This is a genomic window from Streptomyces sp. NPDC058662 (assembly GCF_042716255.1).
Taxonomy (GTDB): Bacteria; Actinomycetota; Actinomycetes; order Streptomycetales; family Streptomycetaceae; genus Streptomyces.
The window spans coordinates 34,800-50,755 of the sequence record NZ_JBHXRU010000023.1; the positions used below are offsets into that span (position 1 = coordinate 34,800).

Annotated in this window: 16 protein-coding genes and 1 tRNA gene; 6 read left to right on the forward strand and 11 right to left on the reverse strand. The window is 73.0% G+C overall.

The window, feature by feature from the left end:
- Positions 1-7: 7 nt before the first annotated feature.
- The 3 genes from ACFWUQ_RS11455 to ACFWUQ_RS11465 form a co-directional block, all read right to left on the reverse strand.
- On the reverse strand, positions 8-433 hold the full coding sequence (locus ACFWUQ_RS11455) for a DUF4190 domain-containing protein (RefSeq protein ID WP_384536094.1): 426 nt from the start codon (positions 431-433) through the stop codon (positions 8-10).
- Positions 434-537: 104 nt separating this feature from the next.
- The gene (locus ACFWUQ_RS11460) at positions 538-768 is read right to left on the reverse strand and encodes a DUF5133 domain-containing protein (protein WP_384536097.1); all 231 of its coding nucleotides are present in this window, start codon (positions 766-768) and stop codon (positions 538-540) included.
- Positions 769-922: 154 nt separating this feature from the next.
- Positions 923-996 (reverse strand) — tRNA-Pro (locus tag ACFWUQ_RS11465).
- A 108-nt stretch (positions 997-1,104) separates the two neighbouring features.
- Here ACFWUQ_RS11465 and ACFWUQ_RS11470 point away from each other — a divergent pair.
- Entirely contained in the window at positions 1,105-1,584 is a 480-nt protein-coding gene (locus ACFWUQ_RS11470; protein ID WP_384536099.1) for a DUF309 domain-containing protein, read from the forward strand.
- An 82-nt stretch (positions 1,585-1,666) separates the two neighbouring features.
- On the opposite strand, the gene ACFWUQ_RS11475 is transcribed toward ACFWUQ_RS11470, so the two are convergent.
- Positions 1,667-2,059 (reverse strand): VOC family protein, encoded by a 393-nt coding sequence (locus ACFWUQ_RS11475; RefSeq protein ID WP_384536102.1) that lies wholly within the window; start codon positions 2,057-2,059, stop codon positions 1,667-1,669.
- Between the two features lie 90 nt (positions 2,060-2,149).
- On the opposite strand from ACFWUQ_RS11475, the gene cobF reads away from it, so the two are divergent.
- Complete coding sequence (cobF, locus tag ACFWUQ_RS11480; protein ID WP_384536105.1) at positions 2,150-2,902, forward strand: precorrin-6A synthase (deacetylating); 753 nt, start codon at positions 2,150-2,152, stop codon at positions 2,900-2,902.
- Positions 2,903-2,974: 72 nt separating this feature from the next.
- Here the strand turns inward: cobF and ACFWUQ_RS11485 are convergent, their stop codons facing one another.
- A complete protein-coding gene (locus tag ACFWUQ_RS11485) occupies positions 2,975-4,141 on the reverse strand; it encodes an aminotransferase class V-fold PLP-dependent enzyme (RefSeq protein ID WP_384536107.1) in 1,167 nt (388 codons plus the stop codon).
- A gap of 171 nt (positions 4,142-4,312) precedes the next feature.
- Between ACFWUQ_RS11485 and ACFWUQ_RS11490 the strand changes: the two genes are divergently transcribed.
- The 3 genes from ACFWUQ_RS11490 (at position 4,313) to ACFWUQ_RS11500 (ending at position 7,337) form a co-directional block, all read left to right on the forward strand.
- A complete protein-coding gene (locus tag ACFWUQ_RS11490; protein ID WP_384536109.1) occupies positions 4,313-4,858 on the forward strand; it encodes a SigE family RNA polymerase sigma factor in 546 nt (181 codons plus the stop codon).
- A complete protein-coding gene (locus ACFWUQ_RS11495) occupies positions 4,855-5,901 on the forward strand; it encodes a hypothetical protein (RefSeq protein WP_384536111.1) in 1,047 nt (348 codons plus the stop codon). The genes ACFWUQ_RS11490 and ACFWUQ_RS11495 overlap by 4 nt, the downstream gene beginning before the upstream one ends.
- 218 nt (positions 5,902-6,119) lie before the next feature.
- Positions 6,120-7,337: a phosphatidylserine/phosphatidylglycerophosphate/cardiolipin synthase family protein gene (locus ACFWUQ_RS11500; RefSeq protein WP_384536114.1), complete on the forward strand. Its 1,218-nt coding sequence runs from the start codon at positions 6,120-6,122 to the stop codon at positions 7,335-7,337.
- A 54-nt stretch (positions 7,338-7,391) separates the two neighbouring features.
- Here the strand turns inward: ACFWUQ_RS11500 and ACFWUQ_RS11505 are convergent, their stop codons facing one another.
- Positions 7,392-8,267 (reverse strand): YihY/virulence factor BrkB family protein, encoded by an 876-nt coding sequence (locus ACFWUQ_RS11505; protein ID WP_384536116.1) that lies wholly within the window; start codon positions 8,265-8,267, stop codon positions 7,392-7,394.
- Positions 8,268-8,328: 61 nt separating this feature from the next.
- Positions 8,329-10,050, reverse strand: a complete 1,722-nt coding sequence (locus tag ACFWUQ_RS11510; RefSeq protein WP_384536118.1) for a glycoside hydrolase family 71 protein — start codon at positions 10,048-10,050, stop codon at positions 8,329-8,331.
- Positions 10,051-10,463: 413 nt separating this feature from the next.
- Between ACFWUQ_RS11510 and ACFWUQ_RS11515 the strand changes: the two genes are divergently transcribed.
- Entirely contained in the window at positions 10,464-10,910 is a 447-nt protein-coding gene (locus ACFWUQ_RS11515) for a hypothetical protein (protein ID WP_384536121.1), read from the forward strand.
- 141 nt (positions 10,911-11,051) lie between these two features.
- Here the strand turns inward: ACFWUQ_RS11515 and ACFWUQ_RS11520 are convergent, their stop codons facing one another.
- The 4 genes from ACFWUQ_RS11520 to ACFWUQ_RS11535 form a co-directional block, all read right to left on the reverse strand.
- The gene (locus ACFWUQ_RS11520) at positions 11,052-13,271 is read right to left on the reverse strand and encodes an NADP-dependent isocitrate dehydrogenase (protein ID WP_384536124.1); all 2,220 of its coding nucleotides are present in this window, start codon (positions 13,269-13,271) and stop codon (positions 11,052-11,054) included.
- A 188-nt stretch (positions 13,272-13,459) separates the two neighbouring features.
- Positions 13,460-13,813, reverse strand: coding sequence for a DUF805 domain-containing protein (locus ACFWUQ_RS11525; protein WP_384536127.1), 354 nt, complete (start codon positions 13,811-13,813; stop codon positions 13,460-13,462).
- Positions 13,814-13,964: 151 nt separating this feature from the next.
- Complete coding sequence (gene corA, locus ACFWUQ_RS11530) at positions 13,965-15,053, reverse strand: magnesium/cobalt transporter CorA (RefSeq protein ID WP_384536129.1); 1,089 nt, start codon at positions 15,051-15,053, stop codon at positions 13,965-13,967.
- Between the two features lie 174 nt (positions 15,054-15,227).
- Positions 15,228-15,617: a hypothetical protein gene (locus tag ACFWUQ_RS11535; RefSeq protein ID WP_384536131.1), complete on the reverse strand. Its 390-nt coding sequence runs from the start codon at positions 15,615-15,617 to the stop codon at positions 15,228-15,230.
- Positions 15,618-15,956 lie beyond the last annotated feature (339 nt).

A 15,956-nucleotide genomic window follows, 5' to 3' on the forward strand; every position in this document is an offset into this window, starting at 1 on the left:
TCCCGCGTCAGTTGTCGGTGTCGTCGTTGAAGCGGTTCGAGCAGTCCTGCTGCTCCTGCTGCGTCTGGGCGCTGTTCAGGCAGGACCGCAGGTCCTTGCCCTCGTCGGAGTTGAGGATGGACACGCCGACGGCGACGAGGATCCCCGCGAGGACCACGGTCACGGCGCCGAGGGTGAGGCCCGCGATGGCCATACCGCGGCCGCCGGCGCCGCCGCGGGCTCTGCGCAGGGCGGCGATGCCCAGGCCGATGGCCACCAGGGCCAGCGGGATACCCACGAACCACAGCCACAGCAGCAGGAGCGACGCGACGCCGGTGATCAGCGCGGCCACGGCGAGGCCGTTGCGCCCCGTGGCCGGTGCGGGGGCCGGAGCGGCGGGAGCGGGATGGGCGCCGGCGCCGGTGTGGTCGGAGGAGGGGTACGCGTCGGGCATGGCAGGGGTCCCTTCAGGGGCGATCGATGGGCAACTCCGCCGCGGAGCGGCGGTGTTCACCCCGTCTGCCACGGACCGTCCGCCGCAAACCCCCCTCCTCGCCCTCAGCCGGCGGCGAGCACGGAGTCGTCCAGAACCCCCGCACCGGGCAGGTGGTGGCGGGCGGCGATCAGGGCGGCGTGCACGTCGGCCGTCCCGGTGGCGACGCACAGGGCCCGCTCGACGTCCTCCATCTCCTTGCGCACGGGCGAGGCCTCCGCCCCGGCGTCGATGACGGACAGCGCCCAGTAGCGGTCGACGAGACCGGGGAGTACGGCCGGATGAGCCATCAGCACGGGTATTGCCTTTCGCCGGCGGATCGATCAAGACGGCCGTCGCCTACCCGGCCGATCGCCGTTGAACCCGCCCGGCCCCCGGAAACGAAGGAGGGGCCGTTCCAGATTTCTCTGGAACGGCCCCTCGATTCGCGACTACGAGGCGAACCTCTCGTCGGGACGACAGGATTTGAACCTGCGACCCCTTGACCCCCAGTCAAGTGCGCTACCAAGCTGCGCCACGTCCCGATGTGCCTTCGACCTGGGGTTTCCCCCGTCGCGGCGGCACATGCAGAACATTACCCCACGCCGAGGGGTGTGCACGCACGGGTAACCGCCCCGGGGGAGGATGCGGGGGTGAACGGACGGGACAGGGACGGTACGGGGCGTGCGCGCAGTGCGCGGCCCAGGGACGGGCTGGGTCGGCCGCTGCCCTACGGGGCGAGCGGAGTGGAGCGGCAGGCCGAGGGGGTGGTGCGCTCGCCGCGCGAGACCCTGCGGGAGGCGCAGCGGCTGCTGGACGCCGGCATGCCCTTTCACGCGCACGAGGTCTTCGAGGACGCCTGGAAGTCGGGTCCCGAGGAGGCGGCCCCGCTGTGGCGGGGTCTGGCCCAGCTCGCCGTCGGGCTGACCCACGCCGCACGCGGGAACGCGGTCGGCGGGGCCCGGCTGCTGCGGCGCGGGGCCGCCGGTGTCGAGGACGTGGCCGGGGGCGCGTACGGGGTCGACGTACCGGGCCTGGTCCGGTGGGCCCGGGAGCTCGCCGGGCGGGTGGAGGCCGGCGGCCCGGCCGTGGACGCGGCGCGGGAGGCACCGAAGCTGGAGCTGGAGGCCTGAGCCGTGCCAGCGCCCGCGGCCACGGGCCGGGGCCACGGGCCGGGGCCGGGCCTCGGCGGCCGGGGCGGTGGAGCGGGCGGAGCTATCCGGCCGGCTGGAGGAGGTCCCAGCGGTTGCCGTACAGGTCTTCGAAGACGGCGACCGAGCCGTAGGGCTCGTGGCGCGGCTCCTCCAGGAAGCGGACGCCCTGCGCCGTCATCCGGGTGTGGTCGCGCGCGAAGTCGTCGGTGTACAGGAAGAACCCGACGCGACCGCCGGTCTGGTCGCCGACCCGGGAGCGCTGGGCGTCGTCCTTGGCGCGCGCGAGCAGCAGCGCGGACTCCCGGGCGCCCGGCGGGCGGACCACGACCCAGCGTGAGCCGTCCGGGCGCGCGGTGTCCTCGACGAGGTCGAAACCGAGGGCCCGGGTGTAGAAGTCGACGGCCTCGTCGTAGTCGGTGACCAGCAGGGCGGTGAGGGCGATGTGTGCGGACATGGGGTCAGTCTTCCGCAACGGCGGACCGCTCGCGGGCGGGACGGTACGGGTGCCGGTCAGGGCCGCGCGGGAGCCGGGCAGAATAGCCGGGTGAAGAAGTTCTCAGTGATCGGTATCGGCGCGGGCGACCCTGACCACCTGACCCTCCAGGCGGTCAGGGCCATCGGTGCGGCGGACGCGTTCCTCATCCTGGAGAAGGGCGAGGAGAAGTCGGATCTGACCGGGCTGCGGCGCGCGATGCTCGACGCGCACGCCCGGCCCGGACACCGGCTGGTGGAGGGCCGGGACCCGGACCGGGACCGGAGCCCGGCGGACTACGCCCCGACGGTGGACGGCTGGCGCAGCGCGCGGGCCGAGATCTTCGAGCGGTTCGTCGAGCAGGACCTGGCCGAGGGCGAGACCGGGGCGTTCCTGGTGTGGGGCGACCCGTCCCTGTACGACTCCACGCTCGCGATCCTCGACGAGGTGCTGGAGCGGGGCCGGGTGGCCTTCGAGCACGAGGTCGTCCCCGGAATCAGCAGCGTGTCGGCCCTGCTCGCACGGCACCGGACCCAACTGAACCGGGTCGGACGCCCCGTCCAGATCACCACCGGGCGGCGGCTGGCGGAGGGCTGGCCGCAGGACGTCGACGACGTGGTGGTGATGCTCGACGCCCGGCACGCCTTCACCGCCCACCTGGACCAGGACCTCCACATCTACTGGGGCGCCTACGTCGGCACCCCGGACGAGATCCTGGTCTCGGGCAGGCTGGCGGACGTGGCGGGGCGGATCGAGGAGCTGCGGACCGAGGCCCGGGCGCGCAAGGGCTGGATCATGGACACGTACCTGCTCAGGCGCGGCTGACGGAACGGCCGGGACGGCCGGGACGGGACGCGAGACACCGCCGGGGACGGCCGGGACGGCAGGTACCGCCCGTCACCCGAGGAATGCGGGGAGAGCGGCCGCGAAGCGCTCGTACTCCCCCGGCCGGTTGTAGATCTGCCCGCAGAGCCGGATGCCACCGCCGCCCGCCCGGGGCCAGATCAGCACCCGCGTCCGCAGCCGCGCCGCCAGTTCCTCGCGCAGGTCGACGGCCTCCTGCCGGGTCTCGGCCGTGCCCGGCGGCAGCCGCAGGGCGCGCATGGCGAGTCCCTCGGTGTACGGCAGCGGGGTGAGCCCGGGGATCTCGGCGAGCAGGGACGCGCCGTGGGCGGCGAGGGCGGCGTTGTGGGTCCGCACCTTCGCCGCGTCGAGCCGGTGCAGGAGGTCCAGGCCCTCGGGGGCGGCCAGCCAGCCGGTGTAGTCGACGGTGGCGCGGTACTCCAGGGAGTGGGGGAATCCCCGTTCGTCCTCCCAGGACGGTACGAGGGCCCGGACCCGGTGGCGGTGCTGCGGGGCGACGGCGAGGATGCCGCTGCCGGGAGGTGCGTAGCCCCATTTGTGGAGGTTCCCGAACCAGAAGTCGGCGCCGCCGGCGAGCGGGTCGGCCAGCATGCCGGGGGCGTGCGCGCCGTCGACGACGGTGGTGACGCCCCGGGCGGCGAGGTCGGCGAGGAGTCGGGGACTCGCGACGAGGCGGGCGGTGGGCGAGCTGATGTGGTCCAGCACGGCGACCTTGGTACGGGGGGTCAGCGCGGCCAGCACGGTCTCCCGTACGGCGTCCTCGTCGGGCAGCAGGGGGTCCAGCGCGACGGTGGTGACGGTGGCGCGGCGGGCGGCCGCCGCGGTGACGGTGCCGTAGCCGTGGTCGGTCACCAGGATCTCGTCGCCGTCGGCGAGGGTGACGGCGTGGAGGGCGAGGTTGGCGCCCTCGGTGGCGTTGGAGACGAAGGCGATGCCCTCCGGGTCGGCGCCCAGATGCGCGGCGATCCGGGTCCGGGCCTGTGCCAGCCGGTCGGGGACGGCGAGGAAGAAGGCGTCGGGATCCGCGTGCGCCTGCGCCCGCAGCTCCGCCTGGACCTCCTGGACGGGGACGGGGACCGCCCCGAAGGAGCCGTGGTTCAGGTGGGCGACGGCGGGGTCGAGGCGGAACAGGGCCCGCCCGCCGGGGAACCCGTCGGGGAAGGCGGTGGAGTGCTCCGCCGTGGGCTTCGGCTCGGTCATGGGACCTCCGTGGATGCGGCGCGGCTGTCGTGGGGATCATCTCCCGCCCCCGCCGGCACCGGTACCCGGCGGGGTCCGGCGCGGCCGCGGATCCGGCCGGAACGCGCTCATCTCGCGGGCCGGGCAACCGATTTCGTCCACCTGGTGGTCTAGGGGGCGAGGAGGTGTTCGATGCAAGCCGAGCAAGAGCTCCAGTTCCAGTCCTTCGTGACCGCGCGATGGGCCCAGCTGGTGCGTACCGCGTATCTGCTGACCGGTGATCCGCATGACGCGGAGGACCTGACGCAGACCGCGTTGGCCAAGGCGTACCGCTCGTGGCGGCGCGTGTGGCGCAGCGACAACCCGGAGGCGTACGTCCGCCGGATGCTGGTCACCTGCAACAGCGACCGGTTCCGCAAGCGCCGGGTCGCCGAGCGGCTGACGGCCGAGCCGCCGGACACCGGTGTGCGCGACCCCGGCGCGATCTGGGCCGACGAGCGGAACGCGCTGATGAGCGCGCTGGCCGAACTGCCGGCGCGGCAGCGGGCCGTGGTCGTGATGCGGTACTGGGAGGACCTCTCCGAGGCCGAGGTCGCCGATGTCATGGGCTGCGCCCCCGGCACGGTCAAGAGCCAGGCCTCGAAGGCGCTGGCCAAGCTGCGGGCACATCCCGGGCTGGAGCAGGTGGTGGACGGGCCCGGCCGTACGAGGACGATGAAGCAGGGAGCGGCCCGATGACGGGGCGAGACGAGTACGAGCGCGAGCACGAGCGGTACGAGGCCGCGCGCGGCCACGCCCGCGGCCGGGGCGGCGGCCGGGGCGGCGGCCGGGGCGGCGGCCTCGGGGCCGCCCCCGGACCGGCCCCCGGACCCGGGGACTCCGCGGACCTGGGGGCCTTCGAGCTGACCCTGCGCGAGCGGCTGGCCGAGGGCGCCGGAGCGCTGCGCCCCGCGGCCCTGCCGTACCCGGCGATCGTCCGGCAGGGCCGGCGCATGGAGCGGCGGCGCAGGCTGGCGGCCGTCGGGGCGGCCCTGGTGGTGCTGGCCGTCGTACCGGCCGCGGCGGTTGCGTTCTCCGGCAACGGCGGACCGGCGGAGTCGACGTCCGTCGCGAACCCGGGCCCCGGGAACCCGTCGCCCGCCCCGCCCGCCGCCGCGCCGGCCGGACCCACTCCTCCGGCGACGGCCGGCCAGCTGGCGGACGGGATCACCCTCCAGCAGGCCACCGGGTGGCTGCAGGCGTGCCTGGACCTGCGCCGGACGAACCTCGCGGGCGGCACGGCGGACCTCGGCACGGCCTCGGACTACCGGATCCTGCTGGCGCAGCGCAGCACGGGCAACGACAACAGCCCGGGGGACGGCCAGTCCGTCGTGGCGGTCAGGGACCAGCCGACGCGGACGCGGCTCATCTGCGCCATCAAGGACGGCGCGGCCTCCGGTATCAAGACGTCCGTCGGCTCGGACCGCGAGCCGGACAGCGGGGCCGTCATCCCCGATGTGAACGGGGGCAGCCTCTACCTCCAGCGCCTCGCCTCCGAGGGCGCCTGGAGGCTCCCGTACCGGTGGGGCAGCATCGGCACGGTCGACGCGCGGGTGGCGAAGGTGACGGTCACCTACGGGGGCACCACCGTCGAAGCCGCACTCGACCACGGCTGGTTCGCCGCCACGGGCATCCTCGAACAGCGGGTCACCACCGCCCCCCGGATCAAGGGGTTCGACGCGGGAGGCGCGCTGGTCTACGACTCGCAGCAGGACACGTCGTACGCCAAAACCCTCCCCTGAGGGGTGTCCCGGCGCCGCCGGGAGCACCGGGCGGCCGGTTCGCGGAGGGACGGGGGTCCACCGCGGTCCGGCCGCCCGGCTGTCCGGCCGTCCGGCGGCGGGGCGCCGCGCCGCAGGTGGCCCGGGGTGCCGTGACGGCCGAGGGCGGCACCCGGACCCCCGGTTTCGTCGGATAGGGTCCTGAGCGCCCGTGACCCGACCGACCGAGGAGTGCCGGTATGCCTGACAGAGAGCAGCCGCCCAGCGGCGCCGCGGTTGCGACCCCCGGCAGCGGCCCGGCGGACGAGCGGATCCACCGCATACGCAGGCGTCTGGAGCGGCTCATCGGCATCGCGGCGACCGAGGGCAACGCCCTGCGGCCCCTGCGCAACGGGGACGAGATCTTCACCGCGATGCTGGACGCGATCGGCGGCGCCCGGCACACCGTCGACATGATGACCTTCGTCTACTGGCGGGGCGACATCGCACGGCGTTTCGCCGAGGCACTCGCCGACCGGGCCCGTGCGGGAGTGCGGGTGCGGCTGCTGCTGGACGGTTTCGGCAGCCGCCTGATAGAGCGGGACCTGCTGGACCGGATGAGCGGGGCCGGTGTCGAGATCGCCTGGTTCCGCAAACCGCTCTACCTCTCGCCGCTCAAGCAGAACCACCGCTGCCACCGCAAGGTCCTGGTGGTCGACGAGCAGACGGCCTTCACGGGCGGCGTCGGCATCGCCGAGGAGTGGTGCGGTGACGCGCGCAACCCCGGCGAGTGGCGCGACACGCACGTCGAGGTCCAGGGGCCCGCCGTCGACGGCATCGCCGCGGCCTTCGCCCAGAACTGGGCCGAATGCCATGCGGAGCTCTTCGACGAGCGCGACCGGTTCGTCAGCCACGAGCCCAGCGGGGGCGCCATCGTGCAGGTGGTCCGGGGTTCGGCCAGCTTCGGCTGGCAGGACATGCAGACTTTGATGCGGGTGATCCTCGAATCGGCCGAGGAGCGGGTACGCCTGGCGACCGCCTACTTCGCCCCCGACACCTACTTCATCGAGCTGCTCTGCGCCACGGCCGCCCGCGGCGTGGAGGTCGACATCCTGCTGCCCGGCCCGCACACGGACAAGCGGGTGTGCCAGCTGGCGGGCCAGCACCGCTACGAGGCTCTGACGTCCTGCGGCGTACGCATCCACGAGTACCAGCCGACCATGATGCACGCGAAGGTCATGACCATGGACGGGGTCGTCTCCCTGATCGGGTCCACGAACTTCAACCGCCGCTCCCTCGACCACGACGAGGAGGTCATGCTCGCCGTCATGGACGCCGGGTTCACCGCCACCCTCGACGCGCACTACGACGAGGACCTGAAGGCCAGTGAGCTGATCAGCCCGGACCGCTGGAAGCGGCGCTCGCTGCTGCAGCGCGCCCGGGAGACCGCGGTACTTCCCGTCCGCCGCTACCTGTAGCCGCGGACGGAGGGGGCGGGCGCGGCGCCCGGCGCCCGCCGGCGGGCCGCGCGATCATTCGCCGGCGCGGGCGAGCACCGCGTTGTACTGCGCGCCGGCGAGCAGTGCCAGGTTGCTGAACCACAGCCACACGAGGAAGACGACCACCCCGGCCAGCGATCCGTACAGGCGGCTGTAGGTCCCGAACTGCGTGTAGAGGGTGAAGAGCGCCGAGGCGCCGAGCCACAGGAGCGCCGCCAGGGCGCCGCCGGGAAACCCCCGGCGCATCCCGCGGACCCCCGCCGGGCCGGTCCGGTACAGGATGCAGATCAGGGCCGTGACGATCACCAGGAGCACCGGCCACCGCAGGACCGCCATGGCGTCCGTGCCGGGGTAGCCGGCGGCCTCGGCCAGTCGGCGGGCCAGAGGGCCGGTCGCGACGAGGCTCGCGGCGCCCGCGACGAGCAGCGCCAGCAGTACGCCCGCAGTGAGGACGAGGACGTGCGCCGCGCGCAGCGGCGGCCGCGTATCGGGCAGCCGGTGCATCGCGTGCAGGGCGCGGCGGAAGACCGCCAGGTAGCTGGAGGCCGACCAGAGCGCGCTCAGGACGCCGCTGATGAGCAGCACCCACAGGGAGGACGGCGCGGAGGTGAGGCCGTCCAGGGCCTCGCGGAGTACCGGGGCCGACTGGGGAGGGGCGTAGGAGGTGAGGTCGAGGATCAGGCGCTCGCGGGTGCCGGCCCCGGCCAGGCCCACCAGGGAGACCGAGACGAGCAGGGCGGGCACGAGCGCCAGCACCGCGTAGTAGGTGAGGGCCGCCGCGTAGTCGGCGATGTTGTCGTGCCAGAGGCGGACGGCGGTGCCGCGCAGTGCGGAGCGTGCCCGTCTCAGCAGCTCGGCGGCGCGGTGTCGCGGGGTGCTCCGGGGTGTGCGGAGCGTGTTCGTTGCCACGATGCCCTCTTGCCCGGCGCCGCCGCTCCCATCCTCCGTCCAGCGGGCGGGTGCGGCGCTCCTACCGGCCGCGGCCGCTCGTCGCCCCGTAGTACTGGAGGTCCTGGACCTCCGCCCCCGGGTTCGCGGCGTACGGCAGGGCCACGTCGGGGCCGGGCTTCCCGTCCCGTACGACCGCCGCCGAGCTGGTGCCCGGTTTCAGCGGCAGCAGTTCGGAGTGGAGGCCCGCCGGCGCCTCGTGCGTGTCCTTGGCGGAGCCGACGACGGTGCGGACGGTGGCGGGGCCGGTCAGGAAGCTGAGCACCTCCACCGTGTCCCGGGGTGCGGCGCTGCCCTTGCGCGGGGCCATGACCAGCGACTGCTCGCCGGTCGGGTCGGCGGCGGCGAACTGGGTGCGCGCGGTGAGGTAGAGGGTGTCCCGGACGATCTTCGGCCAGCTGCCCGTCTTGAACCTGGTCAGGTAGTAGGAGGTCAGGTCCAGGTAGGTGTGGCCGTTGTGCAGGGAGGGCGCGAACTGCGTGCTCTCCGAGTAGTCGTTCCACGTGGTCAGCTGAACCCAGTCGGCGCCGTCCTCGATGGCGTGCGTCCAGGTGGCGCGCAGGGTCGCGGTGTTGCCGGCCTCGTCGTAGATGCCCTGGTTGGGGCGGGCGTCCTGGATCGACACCGGCTGCATCCAGATCTTGCCCATGCCGTGGGCCCGCTGGACGTCCCGGGTGGTGCTGTCCTGGCCGACGTAGCTGCGGGTGCCCCACTCGGAGAAGCCGTAGCTGATCGGGGCGAACTCCGCGCTGTTGCCCGCGAAGTCCAGGAACAGCGGTACGAAGGCGGTTCGCAGGCCGTGCCGGTCCTTGAGCTCCGCGATGAAGCGGGTCCACCAGGACACGCTCTTCGCCTCGGCCTTGAACGGGGACACCACGAGCCGGCCGTCGGGCAGCCGGTGCGCGGCGGGCGAGGTGCCGAGCGCGGCGACCGCGTCGGCGAGCACGGCCGGGTCGTCGGTCTTGAGCGAGGTCATGTCCGGCATCAGCATGACCCTGAAGGCGGGGTCCACCGAACGGGCCGCCTCCATCAGGAGGTTGGAGCGCTCCCAGTTCTTCCCGGCGAGGGACAGCATGTCGAGGGTGAAGCCGTCGAGGCCGGCCGCGCGCGCGGTGCGTACCTCCTGCTGGAGGTTGGCGAGCTCCCAGTTGCCGCTCTTGGGCGGGACGGGCAGGGGGCGGTCGCGGAGCAGGCCGCCGTACCGCTCGTGCTTTCCGCTCTCGCCGTCCGGCTTCAGGTAGTTGCGCGTGTAGTAGTCCGTGTCCGCGCTCGCGTTGTCGAGGGAGAGCGGGTACGGGGTGAAGTAGTGGGCGAACACCAGCTTCTTGCCGGCCGCGCCGGAGCGCAGGGCGGCCGGCTGGGGCATGTCGAAGGGCAGTGCGCCGGTGGGGCGTTCGGCTCCCGTGTCGACGGGGCTGCGCGAATCCCCCCCGGCGGCCGTCCCGTTGCCGGGCGTCGGGGTCGGGGACGGCTGCGCGGCACTCTCCGCGGGAGCCGGGGAGGCGGGCCCGGGGGCGGGGTCGCTGGGCTTCGGCGCGCCGGGGCGTGGTACCGAACCGCCTTGCGCGGCCGACACGGTGAAGGGGTTCCAGGCGATGCCGGTGGCGACGGTGAGGCCGACGAGCAGGAACGCGGACGCCAGGAGCAGCAGCGGTCGACGGCCCCGGGCGGCGGATCGGCGCCGGTGCGACGCCGGACGTGGCGCCCGCTCCGCCCGCCGCTGTGCTCTCCGGTCCGCTCTCATGCTGATCCCCCCCGCATATGCCCCCCGCGTGGGGGCTGCACAGCAGTAGAGCCCATTACCGGCTCCCGGACAACCGTTCCCGGGGCGCGGAGGCGGACACGTACGTCACAGGGACCACGGGAACTACGCCGGGGGCGCCGGAGTGTCCCGACGGACCCCCGCGCCGGGGTCCGGCGGACGTCCAGAGCGGTGTCGACGCCCGGCCGGCGGCGCCGGGGCGGCGCGGAACCGTACGGGCCGCGCCGCCCCGACGGGCGGGGCGCCGGACCGGTTTGCCGGAATGCGACATTCCCCTAGTCTTCCGGCGGAAGTGGCGCATAATCGTCGTCACACGGCTCGAACCAACCCTCTTGCCGTGCTGGGACACGCATGCAATGGGGGGCATCGTGCCGATGGGGGAATCCGCGCCATCCGTGTCCGGCACGCTGCCGGCGACATCCGCGGAGCTGTCCCGGCTGCTCACCGCCGTCCGGCGGGGGCGGGTGCTGACCGTCACGGGCGGCTACCGGGAACCGCGCAGCATGCTGGTGCGGGAGATCGCCCGGCGGCTCGCGTCGAACTTCTGCGACGGGGTGGCCGTGGTCGCCATGGACCCGGCCCGGGGAGTCCACGGCGTCCGCGAGCTGGCGGCGGAACCCGGCTGCGGGCCGGGCCGGCCCTTCCTCCCCTGCGGGACGGCGGGCGCCGCCTCCTGGCTGGCCGAACGCGACACGCTGCTCGTCCTGGACTGCGCCGACCAGCTCGGCCCGGACGCCCTGGCCTGGCTGCGGAACCTGCTCGCGGTGGCCCCCGGCGTACGGATCCTCGCGGCCGGGCCCTCCCCGCTGGCCTTCGACCAGGAGCGCGTCCACCGGCTCTGAGTACACCGGTGCGGGGGCGCCGCGGGCGGCGCACGGCACGGTCGTCGACCAGCGGCCCCCGGACACGCGTCCGCCCCGGCCGGGCACGGGGCCGGCCGGGGCGGGTGCGCGCCGGGAGGGCGCGCCACGCGGTCGCGAGGATCAGCCCAGGAGGGACAGCGCCTGGTTGAACGTCGCGGACGGGCGCATGATCTCGGTGGCCTTGGCGGCGTCGGGGCGGTAGTAGCCACCGATCTCCGCCGGGGAGCCCTGCACCGCGATCAGCTCGGCGACGATGGTCTGCTCCTGCTCGCCCAGCGTCTTGGCGAGCGCCGCGAAGCCCGCCGCCAGCTCGGCGTCCTCGGTCTGCCGGGCCAGCTCCTGCGCCCAGTACAGCGCGAGGTAGAAGTGGCTGCCGCGGTTGTCGATGCCGCCCAGCTTGCGGCTCGGCGACTTGTCCTCGTTGAGGAAGGTGCCGGTCGCGCGGTCCAGGGTGTCGGCCAGCACCTGGGCGCGGGCGTTGCCGGTGGTGGTCGCGAGGTGCTCGAAGGAGACCGCCAGCGCGAGGAACTCACCGAGGCTGTCCCAGCGCAGGTAGTTCTCCTTGACCAGCTGCTGGACGTGCTTCGGGGCCGAGCCGCCGGCGCCCGTCTCGAAGAGGCCGCCGCCGTTCATCAGCGGGACGACCGACAGCATCTTGGCGCTGGTGCCCAGCTCCAGGATCGGGAAGAGGTCGGTCAGGTAGTCGCGCAGCACGTTGCCGGTCACCGAGATGGTGTCCTCGCCGCGGCGGATGCGCTCCAGGGAGTAGGCCGTGGCCTCGACCGGGGAGAGGATCTTGATGGTGAGGCCGTCGGTGTCGTGGTCGGCCAGGTAGGTGTTCACCTTGGCGATCAGCTGCGCGTCGTGCGCACGGCCCTCGTCCAGCCAGAACACGGCCGGCACACCGGTGGCGCGGGCGCGGGTGACGGCGAGCTTGACCCAGTCCTGGATCGGCGCGTCCTTGGTCTGGCAGGCGCGGAAGATGTCGCCCTTGGCGACCTCCTGCTCCAGGACCGTGTTGCCCGCGGCGTCGACGAGGCGCACGGTGCCGGCCTCGGCGATCTCGAAGGTCTTGTCGTGGCTGCCGTACTCCTCGGCCTTCTGGGCCATGAGGCCGACGTTCGGCACCGAGCCCATGGTGGACGGGTCGAAGGCGCCGTGCGCGCGGCAGTCGTCGATGACGACCTGGTAGACACCGGCGTAGCTGCTGTCCGGCAGGACCGCGAGGGTGTCGGCCTCGGCGCCGTCCGGGCCCCACATGTGGCCGGAGGTGCGGATCATGGCCGGCATCGAGGCGTCGACGATGACGTCGCTGGGGACGTGGAGGTTGGTGATGCCCTTGTCCGAGTCGACCATCGCCAGGGCCGGGCCCTCGGCGATCTCGGCCTCGATGGACGCCTTGACGGCGTCGCCCTCGGGCAGCGCGCCCAGACCGTTCAGGACGGCACCGAGGCCGTCGTTGGGCGACAGGCCCGCGGCGGCCAGGGTCTCGCCGTAGCGGGCGAAGGTCTTCGGGAGGAAGGCGCGAACCACGTGGCCGAAGACGATCGGGTCGGAGACCTTCATCATCGTGGCCTTGAGGTGCACGGAGAACAGCACGTCCTCGGCCTTGGCCCGCTCGATCTGCTCGTTCAGGAAGGTGCGGAGCGCGTCGACGTGCAGGACGGACGCGTCGACGACCTCGCCGGCGAGTACCGGTACGGACTCGCGCAGGACCGTGGTGGCGCCGCCGGCTCCGACGTGCTCGATGCGCAGCGTGCCCGCTTCGGCGATCACGGCGGACTTCTCGGTGGAGCGGAAGTCGTTCTCGCCCATGGTGGCGACGTTCGTCTTCGACTCGGGGGTCCAGGCGCCCATGCGGTGCGGGTGCGCCTTGGCGTAGTTCTTGACCGAGGCGGGGGCGCGGCGGTCGGAGTTGCCCTCGCGCAGGACCGGGTTGACGGCGCTGCCCTTGATCTTGTCGTAGCGGGCGCGGACCTCGCGCTCCTCGTCGGTCTTCGGGTCGTCCGGGTAGTCCGGGAGGGCGTAGCCCTGGCCCTGGAGCTCGGCGACCGCGGCCTTCAGCTGCGGGATCGAGGCCGAGACGTTGGGCAGCTTGATGATGTTCGCGGCCGGGGTCTTCGCCAGCTCACCGAGCTCGGCGAGGGCGTCGTCGATCCGCTGGTCCTCCTGGAGGTGCTCCGGGAAGCTGGCGATGATCCGACCGGCCAGGGAGATGTCACGGGTCTCGACATTCACACCCGCCGTCGACGCGTACGCCTGGATCACAGGCAGGAACGAATACGTCGCGAGGGCCGGGGCCTCGTCAGTGTGCGTGTAGATGATGGTCGAGTCAGTCACCGGATGCTCCGCTCCACAGTCTGCGTCTCTCGTCTGCAACATTGCTCGACATCAAGATATCTCGTGATCGGGGCTGTCTGGACAGCCCCCCTGCCGTCCGCGGCGCGAGACGCGCGTCACGCCGGAGCGCCGCCGCCGACGGGGTCCGTCGGCGGCGGCGCTCGCGTGTGCGCGGTGCGGGGTGCCGGTCAGGCGTGGACGGCCTTGGGGCTCGGGCCGTACTCGTTCGCCTGGGGCGTGCCCTCGGTGGCCATGAGCACGATGAGCCAGATGGCACCGACGAGGGGGATGAGGACCACGAAGTACCACCAGCCGGACTTGCCGGTGTCGTGCAGCCGGCGCACGGCGAGGGCGATGCCCGGTACCGCGACGGCCAGGACGTACACGTAGTAGAGGATCATCGCGGCGCCCACCGCCAGGTCGATGAGCAGGACCGCCACGGCCACCGCGAGGTTGCACAGGAAGAACATCCAGAATTCCTGGCGGCGTGCGCGACCGTTGAAGACGGCGTACTTCTTCAGGACATCGGTGTAGTAGTGCATGCGTCCCCCCGTGCGACGGATCGTCGGCCCGTCCCGCTGGAGCGGGCCGGGCAGAACTTATGCCCGCCTTACGTCACGGTCAAGCCATTGGGCGACAGCGGGAATTGGCCTCGGACCGCCCGGCGGCGGCCGGAGGCCGTCGCCGCTCGCCTCAGAGCCAGCCGTTGCGCCGGAAGCCCCGGTGGATGACGAAGCAGGCGACCGCCATCACGCCGAGGACGAGGGGGTAGCCGTACGTCCAGCGCAGTTCGGGCATGTGGTCGAAGTTCATGCCGTACACGCCGCAGACCATGGTGGGGACCGCGACGATGGCGGCCCAGGCCGTGATCTTGCGCATGTCCTCGTTCTGCGCGACGGTCACCTGCGCCAGGTGGGCCTGGAGGATGGAGTCGAGGAGGTTGTCGTACGCGCTGATCTGCTCGGTGGCGCGGATCAGGTGGTCGGCCACGTCGCGGAAGTACGCGCGGATCTCCGCCGGGATGACCGGTATCGGCTGGGTGGCCAGCTGCTGCAGCGGGCGGCTCAGGGGCGCCACGCCCCGCCGCAGTTCCAGGAGTTCCCGCTTGAGCTGGTAGATCCGCCCGGCGTCCCCCCGGCCCCCGTGCTCGCTGAACACGGCGGTCTCCACGGCGTCGATGTCGTTCTGCACCGCGTCCGTGACCGCCGTGTAGTCGTCCACCACGTGGTCGGCGATGGCGTGCAGCACCACCGCCGGGCCCTTGGCCAGCTGCTGCGGATCGGCTTCCAGCGCCTCGCGGACCGGCCCCAGGGTGCCGCGGCCGCCGTGCCGGATGGTGATGACGAAGTCCTCGCCGGTGAAGGCCATCAGCTCGCCGGTCTCCACCACCTCGCTGGTCGCGGTGAGCTCCTCGTGCTCGACGTAGCGCACGGTCTTGAACACGGAGAACAGCGTGTCGTCGTACCGCTCCACCTTGGGGCGCTGGTGCGCGTGCACGGCGTCCTCGACCGCGAGGGGGTGCAGTGCGAACAGGGCCGCGAGCCCGGCGAGCTCCTCCTGCGAGGGCTCGTGCAGGCCGATCCAGACGAAACCGTCGCCCGTCTTGCGGACCCGGCGCAGCGCCTCCTCGACCTCCCCGCAATCCTCCTGCCGCACCCCGTCCCGGTAGACGACGCAGTTGACCACCGCGCTGCCCAGGGGGGAGCGGGACGGGTGGCTGAGGTCGACGGCACGCCGGTAGCCGCGGCGCACGACCCGGCGCAGGTTGCTGAACACGGACAAGGTCGCACTCCCCTTCGGCGGCACTCGGCCCAGTGTGCCACCGCCGCCGCCCAGGTCACCGCCCGGTGGGGCGGGAGCGGCCGTACGGCGGCGGGGACGCGTGGGGGGCGGGGGCCCAGCCGGAGCTCCCAGCTACCCGTAACGGGCGCTTCAGGGTCCCAGAAGGCTGCGCGGTCAGCGCCGGCCGCCGCCGATGCGGCGGTCGTCGGCCAGTCCGGTCAGCGGGCCGAACTCGCGGGCAAGCTGGTTCCACGTCAGAACCTCGCCACAGCGGGCCGGGAAATCCTTCGGGTTGAACTCGGGCATGGTCCAGGTGCCAGTGCCCCGGTCCCGCAGCCACAGGTCCCCGTCACCGTCGACCACGGACGGCGGGACCGGTACGGGCTCGGCCTGATCGGTGGGCTCCCAGGTGACCCGGCCCGGGTGGGAAGCGCGGCGCAGCTCGGTGGTGGCCAGCCGCGCGGCCAAGTCCCGGGTGGACTCTTCGGCGTCCTTGACCGACGCCAGTCGGAATGCGTCGTCGAGTACGGGCAGGGCTGGATTCTTGCTGCGCTTTGAACTCATACGCTGACTACCTCCGGTGGGGGGCGTCACATCCGTTATGGCACCCCGTAGAGGAACACGGTATCCGAGGCGGGAGCCGGGCCCGCTACGACCACTGTCCAGAGGGAGGCGCCGGCCCACCGGGCGATCTGTGCTCTCGGGTGCTCGCTCGGTCGGCCGTCGCCGCCAACGACGAACGCGAACGACAAACGCGAACAGCAAGGGCGAACGACAAAGGCGAAGAGGACAACCCACTCTTCGCCACTCCTAACTTATAGCGCACTGGGGGGCTTGCGGCAAGGCCCCTGACCTGCGGCACAATCGCGCACTCAGGCCAGAAGCTGCAGAAATGGGAGTTTC

What these genes read in the sequence shown, in the direction of transcription:
- ACFWUQ_RS11455 (WP_384536094.1), bottom strand. Translation starts at nt 433, where the DNA reads ATGCCCGACGCGTACCCCTCCTCCGACCACACCGGCGCCGGCGCCCAT.
- ACFWUQ_RS11475 (WP_384536102.1), bottom strand. Translation starts at nt 2,059, where the DNA reads ATGTCCGCACACATCGCCCTCACCGCCCTGCTGGTCACCGACTACGAC.
- ACFWUQ_RS11485 (WP_384536107.1), bottom strand. Translation starts at nt 4,141, where the DNA reads ATGACCGAGCCGAAGCCCACGGCGGAGCACTCCACCGCCTTCCCCGAC.
- ACFWUQ_RS11490 (WP_384536109.1), top strand. Translation starts at nt 4,313, where the DNA reads ATGCAAGCCGAGCAAGAGCTCCAGTTCCAGTCCTTCGTGACCGCGCGA.
- ACFWUQ_RS11495 (WP_384536111.1), top strand. Translation starts at nt 4,855, where the DNA reads ATGACGGGGCGAGACGAGTACGAGCGCGAGCACGAGCGGTACGAGGCC.
- ACFWUQ_RS11500 (WP_384536114.1), top strand. Translation starts at nt 6,120, where the DNA reads ATGCCTGACAGAGAGCAGCCGCCCAGCGGCGCCGCGGTTGCGACCCCC.
- ACFWUQ_RS11510 (WP_384536118.1), bottom strand. Translation starts at nt 10,050, where the DNA reads ATGAGAGCGGACCGGAGAGCACAGCGGCGGGCGGAGCGGGCGCCACGT.
- ACFWUQ_RS11525 (WP_384536127.1), bottom strand. Translation starts at nt 13,813, where the DNA reads ATGCACTACTACACCGATGTCCTGAAGAAGTACGCCGTCTTCAACGGT.
- ACFWUQ_RS11535 (WP_384536131.1), bottom strand. Translation starts at nt 15,617, where the DNA reads ATGAGTTCAAAGCGCAGCAAGAATCCAGCCCTGCCCGTACTCGACGAC.